A 15,333-nucleotide genomic window follows, 5' to 3' on the forward strand; every position below is an offset into this window, starting at 1 on the left:
TTCCTTCTCTATTTGTTATTCCAAATCTTGGCAACCGCACGGTCATTACCAATAAGGCCGATAACCAAACCAACGAACCCCAATGAGCCAAAAACCACTACCGGGATGTAATATCCTTTATCTGCTTCGGATGGGATCAGGAAACAAACCAAAGATCCCAAAAATAAAAAAATACTGCTGATAAAAAGAAGGATCTTGCGGTTTAATGGTTTATAGGTGTAAGGCTCGTTACCGCTTTCAAATGCTGAAAGAAGAGGGCTGAACAGGCGTCTTAAAAAGGCTTTCATAGTGACTCTAAGTTAGTAAGTAAGAGATTAATTGTCGCCCTATAATCTTCCATGATCAAGATTAATCCCTGAGTTCTAAAAAGTCAGAAAAGTTCAACTTTTACGATATGACGTTTCTAACTATCTGATAGTAACCCGTTTCTTTGGCGTTAGATCTTTTGCTCAACTAATATTTGCCTTATCTCAGTTTGCTCAATAAATGTACAGTGCTAAAACGGGGCGCTTTAGCAAGCTGATATGAAATACGTCAGTGAGAAGTATCCGGTGTTTTAGTCGTTAAATATAGGATTTTCGAAGTTGTCAGAGCATGGATGAAATTTAAGTAATTACTCTAGTTTCGGATTGCCCAAAACCGTGATTTTACTGACCAAAATGAGTGCGTGTTAGTGCAAATACTCTAAGTGTTTACGGGGTCAAAATTCAAAGGATTGTCGTAACTTTGTCATTGAATAGCGACATTCAAAGTGCTTTTATTTACGAAAAGTTACAAAACTTCAGTGGACGACAGAAAAGAATTCGAAATTTAAATTAAAGGGAACGATGATGGGAACGAAATCTACGGTTATTAACCAGCAGCTTGCTGGTAAACATATTCTAATCACAGGGTGTACTGGCTTCCTGGGTAAGGTATTGCTTGAGAAGCTATTACGTACCAATCCTGATATTGGTGGTATTTATCTGCTTGTTCGTGGTAGCAAGAAGTATTCTTCTATTCGTGAGCGATTTGAATCTGAAATTCAAAGCTCAACGGTTTTCAATCATATGCGCTCACAAGATGCAGCTGCGTTTGATGATCTTTGTGAAGAAAAAGTTCATGTGGTGGCTGGTGAAATTACAGAGCCGAAATTTGGCATGGGCGACGACGATTTTCAGGCGTTAGCTGATAAATTAGATATGATCGTTAATTCGGCTGCGAGTGTTAACTTCCGCGAAGAGCTGGACAAAGCATTAACGATTAACACTCTGTGCTTAAACAACTTGCTTGAACTCTCTGAAGCAGGTGATTTACCGGTCGTGCAAATCTCTACCTGTTATGTACATGGTTTTAATACTGGTGATATCTATGAAGAAACCAAGCCACCAGCAGGTCGTCCATTCCCTCGTAATGAGAAGGGCCAATATCTGATTCATGATATTGTTCAGAAGCTTAAGAAGAAAATATCCAAGGTTAAAGAGAAAGCGAAGTCTAAAGAACAGCTTTCAAAAATGTTGGTTGATCTGGGGATCGAAGAAGCTCACAAATACGGCTGGAATGACACTTACACTTTCACAAAGTGGATGGGTGAGCAGCTTCTGATGGAGCGTTTGTACAATAAATCGTTAGCGATTGTTCGTCCTGCGATCATCGAAAGTACCCTGTTGGGCCCACAGCCTGGCTGGATTGAAGGTGTTAAAGTTGCAGACGCAATCATCTTTGCTTATGCGCGTGGCAAGATTGCTATGTTCCCTGGTGATTCAAATGCAGTGATCGATATCATCCCAGCTGACTTGGTAGCTAATTCTATCGTTCTTGCCATGGCGAAGACCTTCAAGTCGCCTAACCAGTGTAATATTTACCAAAGTTGTAGCAGCGGTTCAAACCCAGCGCGTATCGGTCAGTTACGTGATTACATGGTGGATGAAGGGACTGCAAACTTTGAAGCGTATCCAAAACTGTTCAGAGGTAAGCGTCCTGCTGATTATTTCCCTCTTGCGCCTCAAGCTGCATTTGACAATGCAATGAGAGCAGTACAGCTTCCTTTGGACTTTGCTCAGCGTGCACGTTCTATTTTAGGTCTACACGATGAGAAATGGGGCTTCCATAAGAACATTGATACTGCTGCAAAACTGTCTACAGTATTTGCTTTCTATTCGCAGCCTAAATACAAGTTCCATAATGGTAAGTTGTTGGCTTTGGCTGAAGAGTTAGGTGTAGCAGATGACGAAGATTATGCAGTTGATTCTAAACTGATCGATTGGAAACAATACTTCGGTAAGATTCATTTAGCTGGCCTTGAGGAATATGCTTTGATTGAGAAGAAATCAAGCGCAGATGCTTCAAATAAGCCTCAAACGGCTCAAGTGAAGAGTATGCATTCTAATAAGGCAAAGGCGACGGCTAAAAAGAGCGTCAAAGCTGCTAGCTAATTATTGAAGTCCTGATAGAAGCCCTGGCCGTCGAGCCGGGGCTTTTTTATGCCAGAATTTTTATCCTTTAAAGGTTCAAATTTCAGAGAATTAATCTTATCCTCATCGCCTGATTTTTATCGTCCTTATTTGGTGAATTATGTCTGGATCATTAAAAGATCAATTGCTGAAAGCAGGCTTGGTGTCTGAAAAGCAAGTTAAGAAAGCAAAAAAAGATACCTATCAGAAGCACAAAGAAGCACGTCACGGCGGCGCTGAAGTGGTTGATGAGGCTAAAATGGCCGCAGAGAAAGCGCGCGAAGCCAAGGCTCAAAAAGATAAAGAGCTGAACGCTCAACAAAAAGAAAAAGCGGAAAAGAAAGCTATTGCTGCTCAGATCAAACAGTTGACGCAAAGTAACGCAATAGCTAAAAATCCAGAGGGGACAGGCTATAACTTTCCAGATGGTAAAAAAGTTAAAACCATCTACTTGTCTGATGATGTTATTGAGCAGCTGGTGAAAGGCCGGTTGTGTATTGTCAAATTAGGTGATCAGTACGAAGTGGTGCCTGCGCCTGTGGCAGAAAAAATTGCTCAGCGAGATGAGTCTCGAATCATTGTTCAAAACGATAAACAGGCGTTAACGGAAGATGAAGAAGATTGGTACGCAGATTACCAAATTCCAGATGATTTAATGTGGTAATTGCAGAATGTAAAAAGGAGTGCTCTTGCACTCCTTCTTTATTTGGACCAGGTGCATTTTCGATTAGCGACGTTTCAGGAACGCACCGCACTCGGCGTGATCAGTGTATGGGAACTGATCAAACATCGCCATGCGTTGAATTTCATGCGTGCCGGAAAGGCTTTCCAGATCGCGTTTCAGAGTTTCAGGGTTACACGATATATAAATGATGTGATCATAGTTGCTGACTAGGTCGCGTGTTCCATCGTCTAAACCTGCTCTCGGAGGGTCAACAAAGACACTTGAAAAGTTATAGGTTGCCAGCTCTTCTTGAGGCAAGCGGCGCGTTTCTTTTGTTTTGTTTGAAACGTCAGTGAATTCTTCGCTCGATAGTCGGGCCACGCGAATATTCGTACATTCGTTCTTTTCAATATTGTACTCAGCGGCTCTTACACTGGTCTTTGAAATTTCAGTCGCCAGTACTTTATTTGCACACTTACTCAGCGGAAGGGTGAAGTTACCGTTACCGCAGTACAGTTCTAATAAGTCACCTTCAATGCTGTTGGCCCGATCACACGCCCACATAATCATCTGCTGATTTACTTTTGCGTTAGGTTGGGTAAAACCGCCTTCGATTTGTTTGTAGGTGTAGCGCTCATCAAAAATAGTTAATTCTTCTTCCACATAGTCCTGTGTTAGAACGATGTGTTGTTTTCGGGCACGGCCAATGACCATTACATCAAGTTGTGCTTCCAGGGCTTTTGCTTCTTCGATCCACTTATCATCTAACTGACGATGATAGATAAGAGTAATAAGTTTCTGGCCTGATAGTGTAGTAAGGAACTCTACCTGGAATAGTTTTTTTCTAAGTGTTGGCTTGTCCTTCACCGCAGAAAGTAAGGCTGGCATCAGTGATTGGATTTGTTGATCTGCAATCAAAAACTCATCTACGCGATAGGGCTTTTTAGGTTCACCTTTTTTGTACATTACATAGTAAAGGTCGTCGCCCTGATGCCACACCTTGAACTCGGCCCGCATTCTGAAACCAGTTGGTTGCGACGGGATAATATCAAATTCACCTTGATAAAGAGTGTTGAACATGGCTTGAACTGACTTGGCTTTTTCCTCGAGAAGAGCGTCATAGTTTTCGGGGGCAACAGCAGAAGTCGGCATAAGGTGTACCTGATTTATCAGAGGGTTAATTCAAAGGAGAACGCAACGCGGATGATCGCAGATTCAATGAGGCGTGCTATTATACGCGCCTTTGATACTTACTCAATATCATGTATACGACCTCAATATCACTTATACAGCCCCCAGATTTCTAAGATAACGTGTTAGTTAAACGATTAAACCGTCAGTTATAGGAAGGATCAGCATATGTTTACTGGAATCGTAGCGAATAAATTCCCTGTCGTTGAGATCATCGATAAAGATCAATTACGCCGAACTGTAGTAGAGCTGACTGAGACGTTAGTCGAAGGTCTTAAGATTGGTGCCAGTGTCGCGAACAACGGTGTGTGCCTGACGGTAGTTAAGATTGATGGCGTCAGAGTGCATTTCGACATCATTGATGAAACCTTGCGACTAACAAACCTAGGCGAGTTAAACGTTGGAGATAAGGTGAATATTGAACGTGCTGCCGCCTATGGGGATGAAATTGGGGGACATGTGGTTTCCGGTCATATTTGCGATACGGTTGAGATTACTGAGATTCGTGAAACAGCAACGAATACTGCTATTTATTTACAAGCTGATCCTAAATGGGGCAAATATCTAATGCCGAAAGGCTTTGTGTCTTTAAATGGATGCAGTTTGACCATTGGAGAAGAGGTTGAGCAGGGGCGTTTTTCAATTCATCTGATTCCTGAAACACTTCAAGTAACTACCTTTGGTGATGCCAAGGTAGGGGATAAGATCAATCTGGAGATCGATCCGTCAACACAAACCATTGTGGATACGGTTGAACGATATTTGGCTGAGCGATCTGTATAGCCATAATTTATCTGTATATGAGATATCTGGTTGTGTATGGCATAAGCCAACACCGCTCGATCTAATTAATACATCATTAAAGAAAAAGGAGTTTCTTGTGCCCGTCTCGAATGTCGTTGTTGAGGTGAGTATTTTCATATGACAGTTAAATATTGTCCTCACTGTCGCCAGGAGCAGCTCGATGCAACTCATTACCACGAAGAAGAGCTGGATATATGCCGATCATGCGGCGGGATATGGTTTGAGCGTGGTGAATTGAATAGCCTGATTTCCAAAGTCGATAACGGTGAAGATGCGTCCGATTATGCGTCGCTTTTAGGCGCATCTAACGGTCCTTCTAAGTTGAAATGCCCCGATTGCTCCTCGACATTGCATAAGTATCAGCTCTTAAAAGACTATGATGTTGAAGTGGATATTTGCCGCAGCTGCAATGGAGTCTGGGTTGACCGAGAGGAGTTAGAGAAAGTTGAACATTCGCCTCAGATCAGGGCTGGGCTTGATGAACTCAATAAAAAGGTGTCTGTTAAAACCTGGTTATTCCAAGCCTTACTTCGCTTTCCTGTTGAATATAATATTAAACCCCATCGAAAGCCCGTAATAACATGGGGCTTAGTGCTGCTGAATTGTTTAATTTTTGCTATTTATGGTCTTCAGCCAGGTATGGCTGCCAGTGTTTTTGAGCAATTTGCCAGTCGTCCTCTCGATCTGGCGGAGGGGCGTGAGTTATGGACACCTCTAACTGCCATATTTCTGCACGGTGATCTGCTGCATCTCGCTGGCAATATGTACTTCTTGTACGTTATCGGTGATAACCTTGAAGATGTTCTTGGCCGTGTTCGTTTCCTGATTATCTATCTTATTTGTGGAATAGCATCGAGCCTGATAAGTGTGGCTATGAACTGGGGAAGTCCGATTCAGAGTGTTGGTGCCAGCGGTGCAATTGCTGCGCTTTTTGGTATGTACCTAGTGTGGTTTAGATATGCCAGTTTGACCTTCATGTTTTTCGTTTATCAAAAGAAACTTTCTGCTGCATGGTACTTTGCCATTTGGCTTGTCTTGGACAACTTGTTCGCGATGTTTGTAGGTGGACGAGGCGTAGACTATTGGGCTCATATTGGCGGATTTGCTGTTGGGTTAGGTGTCGGCGTTTTACTGAAATCCTATATCTATCGGACGAACCCGGTGGTTCGATTATTGGCAGAAGAAAGTGTTCGAATTAAGCGTTAGGAGGGGATTTCTAACGCTCTTGTTTTATTAGCTTGTTGACCGTTTTTTTGAATTTAATCAGAGTTGTGGGTATGTGGAGTCAAATAGAACTCACCTTGGCGCCAAAGCGTCGTGGGTTTCATCTAATCACCGAAGAGCTGCTAGGTTCGCTTTCACCAATCCTGAGTCAATATCAACTGGGGATGGCCAATTTATTTATCCAGCATACGTCTGCGTCACTTACCATTAATGAGAATTGTGATCCGACTGTTCGTACAGATATGGAAGCTCACTTCAATGTTCTAGTTCCAGAAGGGGCTCCTTACTTCAAACACACCTATGAAGGGCCTGATGATATGCCTGCGCATTTGAAAATGGTTTTGGTTGGGCCATCTTTGAATATTCCAATTTCGAATGGGCAGCTCGCGCTTGGTACTTGGCAGGGGATTTATCTGGGAGAGCATCGTGATCATGGTGGCGCAAGGCGAATCCTGGTAACGGTTCAGGGAGAGCTTAATTAGCCTTGTTGGCCTAAACAGGAACCATTCCTTTTTTGAAATGACTAATTTTAGCGTCTAGATTGATTTTAGTTATTAAGGAAAGAGTAAGGGAATGAAAGTGCTTGATAATGTATTGAAACAACCATCAAAAAAGGTTCTTTTTCTTTGTGTAGAAAACTCTTGCAGAAGCCAGATCGCAGAGGCCTTTGCCAAAAGCTTATTGTCCGATCTGTGTGATTCATACAGCAGCGGTTCCAAACCATCCGGTGTAGTGAATCCAAAAGCCATTGAATCAATGCAGAGAGCAGGGTATGACCTTAACACTCACTCTTCGAAAGAAGTCTCATCGTTACCGACTAAAAGCTTTGATTTAGCCATTACCATGGGGTGCGGCGACTATTGCCCGGATATTGAAGCCTCCGAATATCTTGACTGGGAAATTCCTGATCCAAAGCATCTTGGTGAGGCTGACTTTGACAAAATCAGAGACCAGATCAAGTTCAAGGTTGAAAATTTGAAGTCAAGATTATCAGTTATTTAGTGCAGTTTCTGCTGATCTTCGCTGCGCTTTAGATGTTGCATGAGATCTGTTGGTGCAGTTTGATCTCTGAGCTCATAGACTCGGTTCATCGCAGAAATTAACTCTAATATTTTTCTGAGGTCTGATGCTTTTCTGGTGGGCTCATTCATGGTTTGAATCCATTTCTAAAATTAATTACATCAAATCCTAGCTGGAAAAATACAGAGACAACAACCAAAATAGCCACTATTCGTCGATAACTTACAGGGATTTCATTTATGTCGGTAAAAGGTATTAATCGTATAGCGATAATTGGTACGGGAGCCGTGGGAGGATATTACGGTGCCAAACTGGCTGCAGCGGGAAATGAAGTGCACTTTTTGGCTCGGTCCGATGCTGATGTTATCAAGGCTCAAGGGTTAACCATTGAGTCACTTAAGTCTGATGATATCCATCTCAAAGACGTAAATGTCTATAGTAATGCCTCGGATATGCCTATCTGTGACGTGGTGTTGATTACTTTGAAAACAACCGCAAACAAAGCATTAAGCGGGATTCTGAAGTCTGTAGTTGGTGAATCGACGATCATCTGTTCCTTGCAAAACGGTTATGGTTTGGAGCAAGCATTAGAAGATGAGTTTCCTGATAATAAGGTGCTTGGTGGTTTGTGTTTCATCTGCTCTCAGAAAATAAAACCAGGTGTTATTCAGCATCAGGATTTTGGAAGTATTCGTTTTGCTGGTGCTGATGACGAGTCCTTGCAACGAGTCGTGGAACTCTTTACTGACGCAGGAATTCCTACTCAAACATCTGATTCTTTGGAACAGGCTCGTTGGGAAAAGTTGGTTTGGAACGTCCCCTTTAATGGGTTGTCGGTAATATTAGATGCCACTACTAAAGAAATGTTGGACGATCCCAAAAGCCGTGCATTAATTCATTCGATTATGATGGAAGTTATCGCGGCTGCAAAAGCACATGGTTGTGAGCTGAATGATGCGTTTGCAGTCAAATTAATGGAATTAACCGATGGAATGTCACCGTATTTTCCTAGTATGAAAGGGGATTTTGAGAACTGTCGCCCTATGGAAATCCAGGCAATTTATGATTCGGTAATTCAGTCAGCCAAATCCAAGGGGGTAGCAATGCCTCAAACCACCATGTTGAGTCAGCTGCTTTCCTATATGGATCATGGCTAATTGTGAAAAGTTAAAGCCTCATTATGAGGCTTTTAATGTGCGTTCTGCCCCAATGTTTCTGGGCTTATTAGAACGTCACTTTTTGAAGTTTTTTGTGTTCTGTTTTCTTTTGGTTCACCAATTGAAATATGAGATGAGGTGATCATCTCTTCGTCGACATCATCTTCGCATTCGTAGACTGGTCGTAAGTCATGGTCAGCAACTTCCTGATCAGAGGTGTGAACCGCTCCGGTTGCTGTGTTCTTGGAGTCTACCATTTCTGAAATCATCATGTAGCGTGCCTTCATGTAAGCATCGGCTTGCTCTTCATAGGGAGAGCGATAAGGTGTCAGCACAAGATCAAACACCATAAACATGCAACCAATGGATGCCCAAGCAATAAATATGCTTTCACTTGTTGCAGCCTGAAGGTTAGGGGATTGAGCTAGAAAACTGGTAAATAATTCGATCAGCTGTTGTGAGAAAACAACAAGATTGAAATGGGACAGCAACAGGGGAATCCAGACCGCCAGAAATATTGGGAAAAAACCAAACGACCAGAGCAGTTTTCGTAAGACATAAATGGCGATGCGTTTTCGGTTCTCACGAGTGAGCTCCCGATCACTTTTTAGGTCATTCATATAACTGTCGCGAAGTTTCCAATAGTCGTTTAAATATTCTTCGCTCAGTGGCAAGTGTTTCGGTTTCATCCAACAACCTCAATTTTGCGGTCAATATAAGTCCAGAAACGATCAGTATCCATACATCCGTGTATTAGATGATCCATAAATGGATAACATCGTTGTACTCATTTAGGGCATCTGCTAGAGTCCCATGAATTATAATAATCAACAATAACTGCGTAGTTTTAAAAGTATATTTCTGAATCAACTGCAAAGATATGGTCTTTTTGTCATTATTTTTATCTAATATCTTACGTCAGCTTTGATGGGCAGTTTATTCAGCAACGGATGGTTTAATGAACTCTACAGACTCCTCTATCACGCCTATGGTGTCTCCGGCTTTAATTACCGGCCAAGATCGGCTTCCTTATGGTTTTGCAAAAAAGCACGGTGTTGTTCTTGATATTCGCGAAGGAAGAAATCCAACACTGTACATCAAAGGGGATGCATCTCTTTCAGCATTCACAGAAGTACAGCGGATTCTCAATTGTGCTTTTGATGTTGAAGAAATTAGTGATGACGAGTTTGAAGGGCTTCTAGCTGAGCACTATCAAAATCAGTCCAGTGATGCCATGCAAATGGTTGAAGGCATCGGCGATGATATGAATCTTGAGTCACTGGCTGATTCAGTGCCTGAAAGTGAAGATTTGCTAGAGCAAGAAGACGACGCACCGATCATTCGACTGATTAATGCTATTTTGACCGAAGCAATCAAAGAGAATGCGTCTGATATTCATATTGAAACCTTCGAACGAAACTTAACGGTAAGATTTCGTATTGATGGTGTCCTGCGAGAAATCGTTCAACCAAAACGTCAGTTGGCCCCTTTGCTTGTCTCACGTATCAAGGTTATGGCGAAGCTGGATATTGCTGAAAAGCGGATTCCACAGGACGGCAGGATTTCTCTAAGAATTGCAGGTCGGGAAGTTGATGTTCGTGTATCGACAATGCCTGCGTCTAATGGCGAGCGTGTTGTACTTCGTCTTCTCGATAAAAATGCCACTCGACTGGATTTATCGCATTTAGGGATGGTCGATCGCGACTTTAAACTAATGCGGGAGTTGGTTAACAAGCCTCACGGTATTATTTTGGTTACCGGCCCAACCGGTTCCGGTAAAACAACGACCTTGTATGCTGCGTTATCAGACATTAATGATCAGACCCGAAACATTCTTACCGTTGAAGATCCGATAGAATATAACTTGCCTGGTATTGGCCAGACGCAAGTGAACACGAAAGTCGATATGACCTTTGCTCGTGGCTTGAGAGCCATTCTCCGTCAGGACCCGGATGTGGTGATGATTGGTGAGATTCGTGATAGGGAAACGGCTGAGATCGCGGTTCAGGCATCGTTAACGGGTCACTTGGTGTTATCCACCTTGCACACCAACACTGCTGTCGGTGCTGTTACACGTCTACAGGATATGGGCGTAGAGCCCTTCCTGATTTCCAGCAGTTTGTTAGGTGTATTAGCCCAGCGCTTGGTTCGAACGCTATGTCCGCACTGTAAAGAACCGTACGAAGCCGATGACGTTACGATTGAACTACTAGGTATCAAAGCACCGGAAAAACCTGTTGTTCTTTACCACCCTAAAGGCTGTGACCATTGCAATCAGAGTGGTTACCGGGGTCGTCAGGGTATTTATGAGTTGATACATATTGATGAAGAGATGAGGCACCAGATCCATTCCTGTGCTGGAGAATCTGAGATGAATCATCATGCTCGGACTTTAACCCCGAGTATTCGTCAGGATGGCATGGAAAAAGCACTTCAAGGTATTACTACCGTTGAAGAAGTTCTACGAGTGACCAGGGAAGATTAGGTTGTATTTCAATGGCAGCATTTGACTACGTAGCGCTTGATCCTACAGGCAAAGAGAAAAAAGGGGTACTTGAGGGTGATAGCCCAAGGCAGGTACGTCAGTCTCTTCGTGATAAAGGCTTTACACCGCTCAGCGTTGAACAGGCGAAAGAGAAAAAAGGTGGCTTGGGACTTTCTTTTTCTTTTAGCGGTCGGGGAAGTATTTCAACCCCTGATTTGTCTCTTCTAACTCGACAGATGGCGACATTGGTTCAGTCTGGTTTACCTCTCGAAGAGGTGCTTAATGCGGTTGCGCATCAGAGTCCAAAACCAAGCATCAAGTCAATGATGCTTGCCATTCGTTCTAAGGTTCTCGAAGGTCATAGCTTAGCTAACGCATTGGCTGAGTACCCTGGTGCCTTTCCTAAATTGTATCGCTCGACAGTTGCTGCTGGTGAGCACTCCGGTCATTTGGATTCTGTATTAGAAAGTCTTGCTGACTATGTTGAACGACAACAAATGGCCGTCAGAAAGATTAAGATGGCCGCTATTTACCCGGTTATTCTAAGCCTGGTTGCAATCGGTGTTGTTGTTTTCCTTCTTACAACCGTTGTTCCTGACATAGTTGAAGTATTTGATACATCTAAACAAGAATTGCCGCCACTGACTAATGGCTTGATTGTCGTTAGTGATTGGATCATGGCTTACGGTCAATATCTGGCAATCGTTCTTGTTCTAATTATATTCATGATCAAATTTCAGATGTCCAAGAGTGAAGGCTTCGAACGAAAAGTTCATCAAGTACTTCTGAAACTGCCTTTGATAAAACGAATAGTACAGGGCGCTGACATTTCTCGTTTTACTAGTACATTAAGCATATTAACGTCTAGTGGTGTACCTCTGGTTGAATCGTTATCAATCAGTTCTGAAGTAATGCAGAATCGAGTGCTTCGGGAAGCGATCACGGTTACTTCAGAAAAAGTCAGAGAAGGTTCCAGTTTAAAAAGAGCTTTGGAACAAACCGGACGTTTTCCGCCTCTAATGTTATACATGGTTGCAAGTGGCGAAACCTCGGGTGAGTTGGAAAACATGCTAAAGAGAACCGCTGAACAACAGGAAAGAGAATTGGAATCTCTTATTTCTACATTAGTTGGGCTTTTCGAACCGCTTATGTTGCTGTTTATGGGAGGGATTGTAATGGTGATCGTGATGGCCATTATGATGCCATTAATGTCTATGAACACGCTTGTGAACTAGCACAAAATCTACATTTGATTATTACTATTAGTAAAGAAGGACTGAGTATGACTCGCATAGGAATTTCAAAGCAACAAACAGGTTTTACCTTAATCGAGATTTTGGTGGTACTTGTAATTTTGGCAACATTGATTGCTGCCGTGGCGCCTAATATTCTTGGTCGAAGTGATGAGGCCCGAGTCACTGTTGCGAAGTCTGATCTAAAGGCCATATCCAATGCGTTAGATATTTATAAGCTGGATAATTTTACCTACCCAACAACCGAGCAAGGTTTAGAAGCTTTAGTTAATAAGCCAACTGGCTTCCCTGAGCCAAAAAACTGGAATAAAGACGGCTACTTGCCAAAACTACCTAAAGACCCTTGGGGCAACGAATACCAGTACATCAGCCCTGCAGACAGCAAACCATATGATGTTTTCACTTTTGGTTCAGATGCTCGTGAAGGCGGGGAAGACCATGCAGGCGACCTGAGTGTTTGGGACGAGTAATTTATTGGTAGTCTTTGAATATGCGTAATCAACGGGGTTTCACCCTAATAGAATTACTGGTTGTTATGGTCTTGATAGCGGCACTGTTCAGTGCCGTTACTATTTCTACTGGCACTAATAATTCCAAACGTGATTTGGTTGAAGAGGGTAAACGTCTCCAGGCTTTGTTTAATGAGGCAAGCCAACAAGCCATTCTCTATAATCAGGAGGTCGGTTGGTATTTTACCGATGAAGAATATGGTTTTTTGACCTTTGATTACGATAACAATGTATGGAACGAAGCAGATCAAAAGATGTTTCGTAAGAGACCGGTTAATTTTGAAATTGATTTCACTTCCCTGAATGAGATTTCGATCTCAGAAGAGCTGAATACTATCTATAAGAACCCCCAAAAGCTTGACAATGATGAGGCTGCTTTGGTCCCTTCTATCGTATTTTCGTCTGATGGGCAGAATGACAGTTTTGAATTAGTGCTGTTTGAAGAAAATGATATTGATTGGCAAATTAAGTTTGCTTCGGATGGCTTTGGGCAAACTGAGCTGACTTTGCCTTTCGATGAGGACGACGATTTATGAGTATAAATCGAAAATGTCGCCTATTTCAGCCTGGTTTTACCTTGATCGAGGTAATGATTGCCTTGATGATTTTTGCTGTTATTGCGGTGTCTGTAGGACGTTCTGCATCCATATACATTAATAATGCAGCCCGACTAGAACTAAAAACCAAAGCACTGTTAATTGCGGAACAGGAGCTGAATGCTTTTGTCCTGGAACCTGGTTTTCCTGCTTCTAAAACGACTACTTATGATATTGATGTCGGAGATAAAACATGGGCAATAACAAGAAAGGTTTCTGCTAATCCTCGAACTGCCAATTTTTTTAAATTAATCGAGCTTTCTGTTGCGGAGAAAGGCACTACTTTTGGTAAAGATTATCCGATAGTGACATTGACTGGTTTTAAGGGGAAGAACTAGTGCAGGGGGTAAGATCACATTCAGGGTTTACATTACTGGAAGTCCTGCTTGCCATAGGCATAACCGCATTAATTGGTGTTTCTACCTATACTCTACTCAGTCAAACTCTTCGTACGCGTGACCATCTTTCTGTTCAAGCTGAAGAGCTTAGAAGGTTTCAGCTTGCTGCTACCATTATTCAGCATGATATACGCCAAATATCAGATAGAGTTATTCGTGATCAGTTTGGTGATTACCAGCCTGCGTTACGATTAGGCGGATACAGCAATTACGGAGCATTAGAGTTTACCAAGAGTGGCGTTGCCAATATGCGTAGACAAGAAATCTCCAATTTTCAGAGAGTTTCATATCACCTAAGGGATGATCGTCTGACTAGGTTTGTCTGGCCTGTATTAGATCAGGCTCCTGATTCAACGCCCAGAGAGCAGGAATTGTTAGAAGGGATTGCTGAAATAGAAGTGAAAGTCCTTGATGATAAAGAATGGAAAGCTGAGTGGCTTCCCAATCCTGCAAACATGTCTCCACAAGATTTGAAACAATTACCCGAAGCGATTTCCATTGAAATCACGACAGATACTGGCGAGGTATATCGCTGGGTAGAGCAGGTGTTGAGAAAATGATCAGTATTTCGTTTAGCCGTCAGAAAGGCCTGGCGTTAATTTCTGTTTTATTCATAACGGCTCTAGTTGTTGCAATTATTACGGCTATTTCTCATCGGCAAACCATTGATATTCAGCTTACGGGTAATTTGGTGTTTAGGACTCAGGCTTTTCAGTACATTAAAGCTGTTGAAATAATGGCTGAAGAGTTAATGTACCAAGATTATGACTATGCTCAACAACAAAATAAAAAATTCGTTGATCATCTCAATGAGAAGTGGAGTACAGATAGGTTGCTATATCCGATAGAAGGAAGACAAGGCTTTCTGGAAGCAGAAATATTTGACTTACAAGGGAAATACAATCTCAATAATTTAGTTGATAAAAATTATAAGATCATCCCAACTCAATTCGATTATCTTAAGCGGCTTTTTTCACAAATATCATCAACGCATACTACAACAATTCCCTCCGAGATCCCGGAATCCATCGTTGACTGGCTGGACGAGGATAACTCTTCCACCGGCCTAGGGCTGGAAGAAGGAGATTACCTAATAAAAGATCCAGCTTATAGGACACTTAATTTCCTGTTTTCAAGTATTGATGAACTAATGCTTATAGACAAAATGAAAGACTATTTCCCTTTGATTGCTCCTCATGTATCTGCATTGCCAGAACAAGCTACACTATTAAACGTTAATACTATGTCTCGTGAAGTCATACTATCATTAGATCCTGCTATTACAGAGTCAGATGTCGATACATTAATCAAAGACAGAGCAGGTCTTAATAATGGCTATGAAGAGGTAAGTGACTTTCTTCAACATCAAGCGTTTGCCGGAATCTCAGGAAAGCTAAATCCGAATGATTTTACTGTTGTATCCAATTACTTTTTGTTGAAAACACGAGTGACCTTAGGGGATCGCGTAGTACAAAGCTATAGTGTACTATTTCGGGACTCAAGTAATGGAAAAACACAGGTTATTAGTAGAGACTTAAGTAAACGATTTATACCAAATACTAATAAACCAATTTTCAGTTTTAATTAATAATGCAGCAAG

General features: G+C 42.1%; 18 protein-coding genes. 14 read left to right on the forward strand and 4 right to left on the reverse strand.

Annotated elements, in window-relative coordinates; all coding sequences use genetic code 11:
* Positions 1 to 8: 8 nt before the first annotated feature.
* Complete coding sequence (locus tag QQL66_RS11625) at positions 9 to 287, reverse strand: hypothetical protein (RefSeq protein ID WP_284381555.1); 279 nt, start codon at positions 285 to 287, stop codon at positions 9 to 11.
* A gap of 540 nt (positions 288 to 827) precedes the next feature.
* Between QQL66_RS11625 and QQL66_RS11630 the strand changes: the two genes are divergently transcribed.
* Both QQL66_RS11630 and QQL66_RS11635 read left to right on the forward strand, forming a co-directional pair.
* Positions 828 to 2,414, forward strand: a complete 1,587-nt coding sequence (locus tag QQL66_RS11630) for a fatty acyl-CoA reductase (protein WP_284381557.1) — start codon at positions 828 to 830, stop codon at positions 2,412 to 2,414.
* 139 nt (positions 2,415 to 2,553) lie between these two features.
* A complete protein-coding gene (locus QQL66_RS11635) occupies positions 2,554 to 3,096 on the forward strand; it encodes a DUF2058 domain-containing protein (RefSeq protein WP_284381558.1) in 543 nt (180 codons plus the stop codon).
* A gap of 63 nt (positions 3,097 to 3,159) precedes the next feature.
* Here QQL66_RS11635 and trmA read toward each other — a convergent pair whose 3' ends face one another.
* Positions 3,160 to 4,248, reverse strand: coding sequence for a tRNA (uridine(54)-C5)-methyltransferase TrmA (gene trmA, locus QQL66_RS11640; RefSeq protein ID WP_284381559.1), 1,089 nt, complete (start codon positions 4,246 to 4,248; stop codon positions 3,160 to 3,162).
* A gap of 207 nt (positions 4,249 to 4,455) precedes the next feature.
* Between trmA and QQL66_RS11645 the strand changes: the two genes are divergently transcribed.
* The 4 genes from QQL66_RS11645 to QQL66_RS11660 all read left to right on the forward strand — a co-directional run bounded on the left by QQL66_RS11645 (position 4,456) and on the right by QQL66_RS11660 (position 7,317).
* Complete coding sequence (locus QQL66_RS11645) at positions 4,456 to 5,070, forward strand: riboflavin synthase subunit alpha (RefSeq protein WP_284381560.1); 615 nt, start codon at positions 4,456 to 4,458, stop codon at positions 5,068 to 5,070.
* A 138-nt stretch (positions 5,071 to 5,208) separates the two neighbouring features.
* Complete coding sequence (locus tag QQL66_RS11650; RefSeq protein WP_284381561.1) at positions 5,209 to 6,297, forward strand: rhomboid family intramembrane serine protease; 1,089 nt, start codon at positions 5,209 to 5,211, stop codon at positions 6,295 to 6,297.
* 71 nt (positions 6,298 to 6,368) lie between these two features.
* Complete coding sequence (locus QQL66_RS11655; protein WP_284381563.1) at positions 6,369 to 6,797, forward strand: secondary thiamine-phosphate synthase enzyme YjbQ; 429 nt, start codon at positions 6,369 to 6,371, stop codon at positions 6,795 to 6,797.
* Positions 6,798 to 6,888: 91 nt separating this feature from the next.
* Positions 6,889 to 7,317, forward strand: coding sequence for an arsenate reductase ArsC (locus tag QQL66_RS11660; protein WP_284381565.1), 429 nt, complete (start codon positions 6,889 to 6,891; stop codon positions 7,315 to 7,317).
* On the opposite strand, the gene QQL66_RS11665 is transcribed toward QQL66_RS11660, so the two are convergent.
* Positions 7,314 to 7,466, reverse strand: coding sequence for a hypothetical protein (locus tag QQL66_RS11665; RefSeq protein ID WP_284381566.1), 153 nt, complete (start codon positions 7,464 to 7,466; stop codon positions 7,314 to 7,316). The genes QQL66_RS11660 and QQL66_RS11665 overlap by 4 nt on opposite strands.
* Before the next feature lie 108 nt (positions 7,467 to 7,574).
* Here QQL66_RS11665 and QQL66_RS11670 point away from each other — a divergent pair, with 108 nt between their 5' ends.
* The gene (locus tag QQL66_RS11670; RefSeq protein WP_284381567.1) at positions 7,575 to 8,492 is read left to right on the forward strand and encodes a putative 2-dehydropantoate 2-reductase; all 918 of its coding nucleotides are present in this window, start codon (positions 7,575 to 7,577) and stop codon (positions 8,490 to 8,492) included.
* A 32-nt stretch (positions 8,493 to 8,524) separates the two neighbouring features.
* Here QQL66_RS11670 and QQL66_RS11675 read toward each other — a convergent pair whose 3' ends face one another.
* Complete coding sequence (locus QQL66_RS11675) at positions 8,525 to 9,181, reverse strand: hypothetical protein (protein WP_284381568.1); 657 nt, start codon at positions 9,179 to 9,181, stop codon at positions 8,525 to 8,527.
* A gap of 269 nt (positions 9,182 to 9,450) precedes the next feature.
* On the opposite strand from QQL66_RS11675, the gene gspE reads away from it, so the two are divergent.
* Genes gspE through gspK form a run of 7 tightly spaced genes read left to right on the forward strand, consistent with a single transcriptional unit; the run spans position 9,451 to position 15,321 of the window.
* The gene (gene gspE, locus QQL66_RS11680; RefSeq protein ID WP_431356913.1) at positions 9,451 to 10,977 is read left to right on the forward strand and encodes a type II secretion system ATPase GspE; all 1,527 of its coding nucleotides are present in this window, start codon (positions 9,451 to 9,453) and stop codon (positions 10,975 to 10,977) included.
* An 11-nt stretch (positions 10,978 to 10,988) separates the two neighbouring features.
* On the forward strand, positions 10,989 to 12,212 hold the full coding sequence (gene gspF, locus QQL66_RS11685; protein WP_284381570.1) for a type II secretion system inner membrane protein GspF: 1,224 nt from the start codon (positions 10,989 to 10,991) through the stop codon (positions 12,210 to 12,212).
* A gap of 47 nt (positions 12,213 to 12,259) precedes the next feature.
* On the forward strand, positions 12,260 to 12,700 hold the full coding sequence (gspG, locus tag QQL66_RS11690; RefSeq protein WP_284381571.1) for a type II secretion system major pseudopilin GspG: 441 nt from the start codon (positions 12,260 to 12,262) through the stop codon (positions 12,698 to 12,700).
* A gap of 20 nt (positions 12,701 to 12,720) precedes the next feature.
* Positions 12,721 to 13,275, forward strand: coding sequence for a type II secretion system minor pseudopilin GspH (gene gspH / locus QQL66_RS11695; protein ID WP_284381572.1), 555 nt, complete (start codon positions 12,721 to 12,723; stop codon positions 13,273 to 13,275).
* Complete coding sequence (gene gspI, locus QQL66_RS11700) at positions 13,272 to 13,673, forward strand: type II secretion system minor pseudopilin GspI (protein ID WP_284381574.1); 402 nt, start codon at positions 13,272 to 13,274, stop codon at positions 13,671 to 13,673. Before gspH ends, gspI begins: the two co-directional genes overlap by 4 nt.
* Complete coding sequence (gspJ, locus tag QQL66_RS11705) at positions 13,673 to 14,293, forward strand: type II secretion system minor pseudopilin GspJ (RefSeq protein ID WP_284381576.1); 621 nt, start codon at positions 13,673 to 13,675, stop codon at positions 14,291 to 14,293. The genes gspI and gspJ overlap by 1 nt, the downstream gene beginning before the upstream one ends.
* Positions 14,290 to 15,321, forward strand: a complete 1,032-nt coding sequence (gene gspK / locus QQL66_RS11710) for a type II secretion system minor pseudopilin GspK (protein ID WP_284381578.1) — start codon at positions 14,290 to 14,292, stop codon at positions 15,319 to 15,321. Before gspJ ends, gspK begins: the two co-directional genes overlap by 4 nt.
* Positions 15,322 to 15,333: the final 12 nt, after the last annotated feature.

The sequence above is a fragment of the Litoribrevibacter albus genome, assembly GCF_030159995.1.
Classification (GTDB): domain Bacteria; phylum Pseudomonadota; class Gammaproteobacteria; order Pseudomonadales; family Litoribrevibacteraceae; genus Litoribrevibacter; species Litoribrevibacter albus.

Excerpts from the sequence above, each read along its gene's own strand:
- QQL66_RS11645 (WP_284381560.1), top strand. The coding sequence starts at position 4,456 with ATGTTTACTGGAATCGTAGCGAATAAATTCCCTGTCGTTGAGATCATC.
- gspG (WP_284381571.1), top strand. The coding sequence starts at position 12,260 with ATGACTCGCATAGGAATTTCAAAGCAACAAACAGGTTTTACCTTAATC.
- gspI (WP_284381574.1), top strand. The coding sequence starts at position 13,272 with ATGAGTATAAATCGAAAATGTCGCCTATTTCAGCCTGGTTTTACCTTG.
- gspH (WP_284381572.1), top strand. The coding sequence starts at position 12,721 with ATGCGTAATCAACGGGGTTTCACCCTAATAGAATTACTGGTTGTTATG.
- QQL66_RS11625 (WP_284381555.1), bottom strand. The coding sequence starts at position 287 with ATGAAAGCCTTTTTAAGACGCCTGTTCAGCCCTCTTCTTTCAGCATTT.
- QQL66_RS11635 (WP_284381558.1), top strand. The coding sequence starts at position 2,554 with ATGTCTGGATCATTAAAAGATCAATTGCTGAAAGCAGGCTTGGTGTCT.
- QQL66_RS11675 (WP_284381568.1), bottom strand. The coding sequence starts at position 9,181 with ATGAAACCGAAACACTTGCCACTGAGCGAAGAATATTTAAACGACTAT.
- QQL66_RS11630 (WP_284381557.1), top strand. The coding sequence starts at position 828 with ATGATGGGAACGAAATCTACGGTTATTAACCAGCAGCTTGCTGGTAAA.
- gspK (WP_284381578.1), top strand. The coding sequence starts at position 14,290 with ATGATCAGTATTTCGTTTAGCCGTCAGAAAGGCCTGGCGTTAATTTCT.
- QQL66_RS11660 (WP_284381565.1), top strand. The coding sequence starts at position 6,889 with ATGAAAGTGCTTGATAATGTATTGAAACAACCATCAAAAAAGGTTCTT.
- trmA (WP_284381559.1), bottom strand. The coding sequence starts at position 4,248 with ATGCCGACTTCTGCTGTTGCCCCCGAAAACTATGACGCTCTTCTCGAG.
- gspF (WP_284381570.1), top strand. The coding sequence starts at position 10,989 with ATGGCAGCATTTGACTACGTAGCGCTTGATCCTACAGGCAAAGAGAAA.
- gspE (WP_431356913.1), top strand. The coding sequence starts at position 9,451 with ATGAACTCTACAGACTCCTCTATCACGCCTATGGTGTCTCCGGCTTTA.
- QQL66_RS11650 (WP_284381561.1), top strand. The coding sequence starts at position 5,209 with ATGACAGTTAAATATTGTCCTCACTGTCGCCAGGAGCAGCTCGATGCA.
- QQL66_RS11655 (WP_284381563.1), top strand. The coding sequence starts at position 6,369 with ATGTGGAGTCAAATAGAACTCACCTTGGCGCCAAAGCGTCGTGGGTTT.
- QQL66_RS11665 (WP_284381566.1), bottom strand. The coding sequence starts at position 7,466 with ATGAATGAGCCCACCAGAAAAGCATCAGACCTCAGAAAAATATTAGAG.
- QQL66_RS11670 (WP_284381567.1), top strand. The coding sequence starts at position 7,575 with ATGTCGGTAAAAGGTATTAATCGTATAGCGATAATTGGTACGGGAGCC.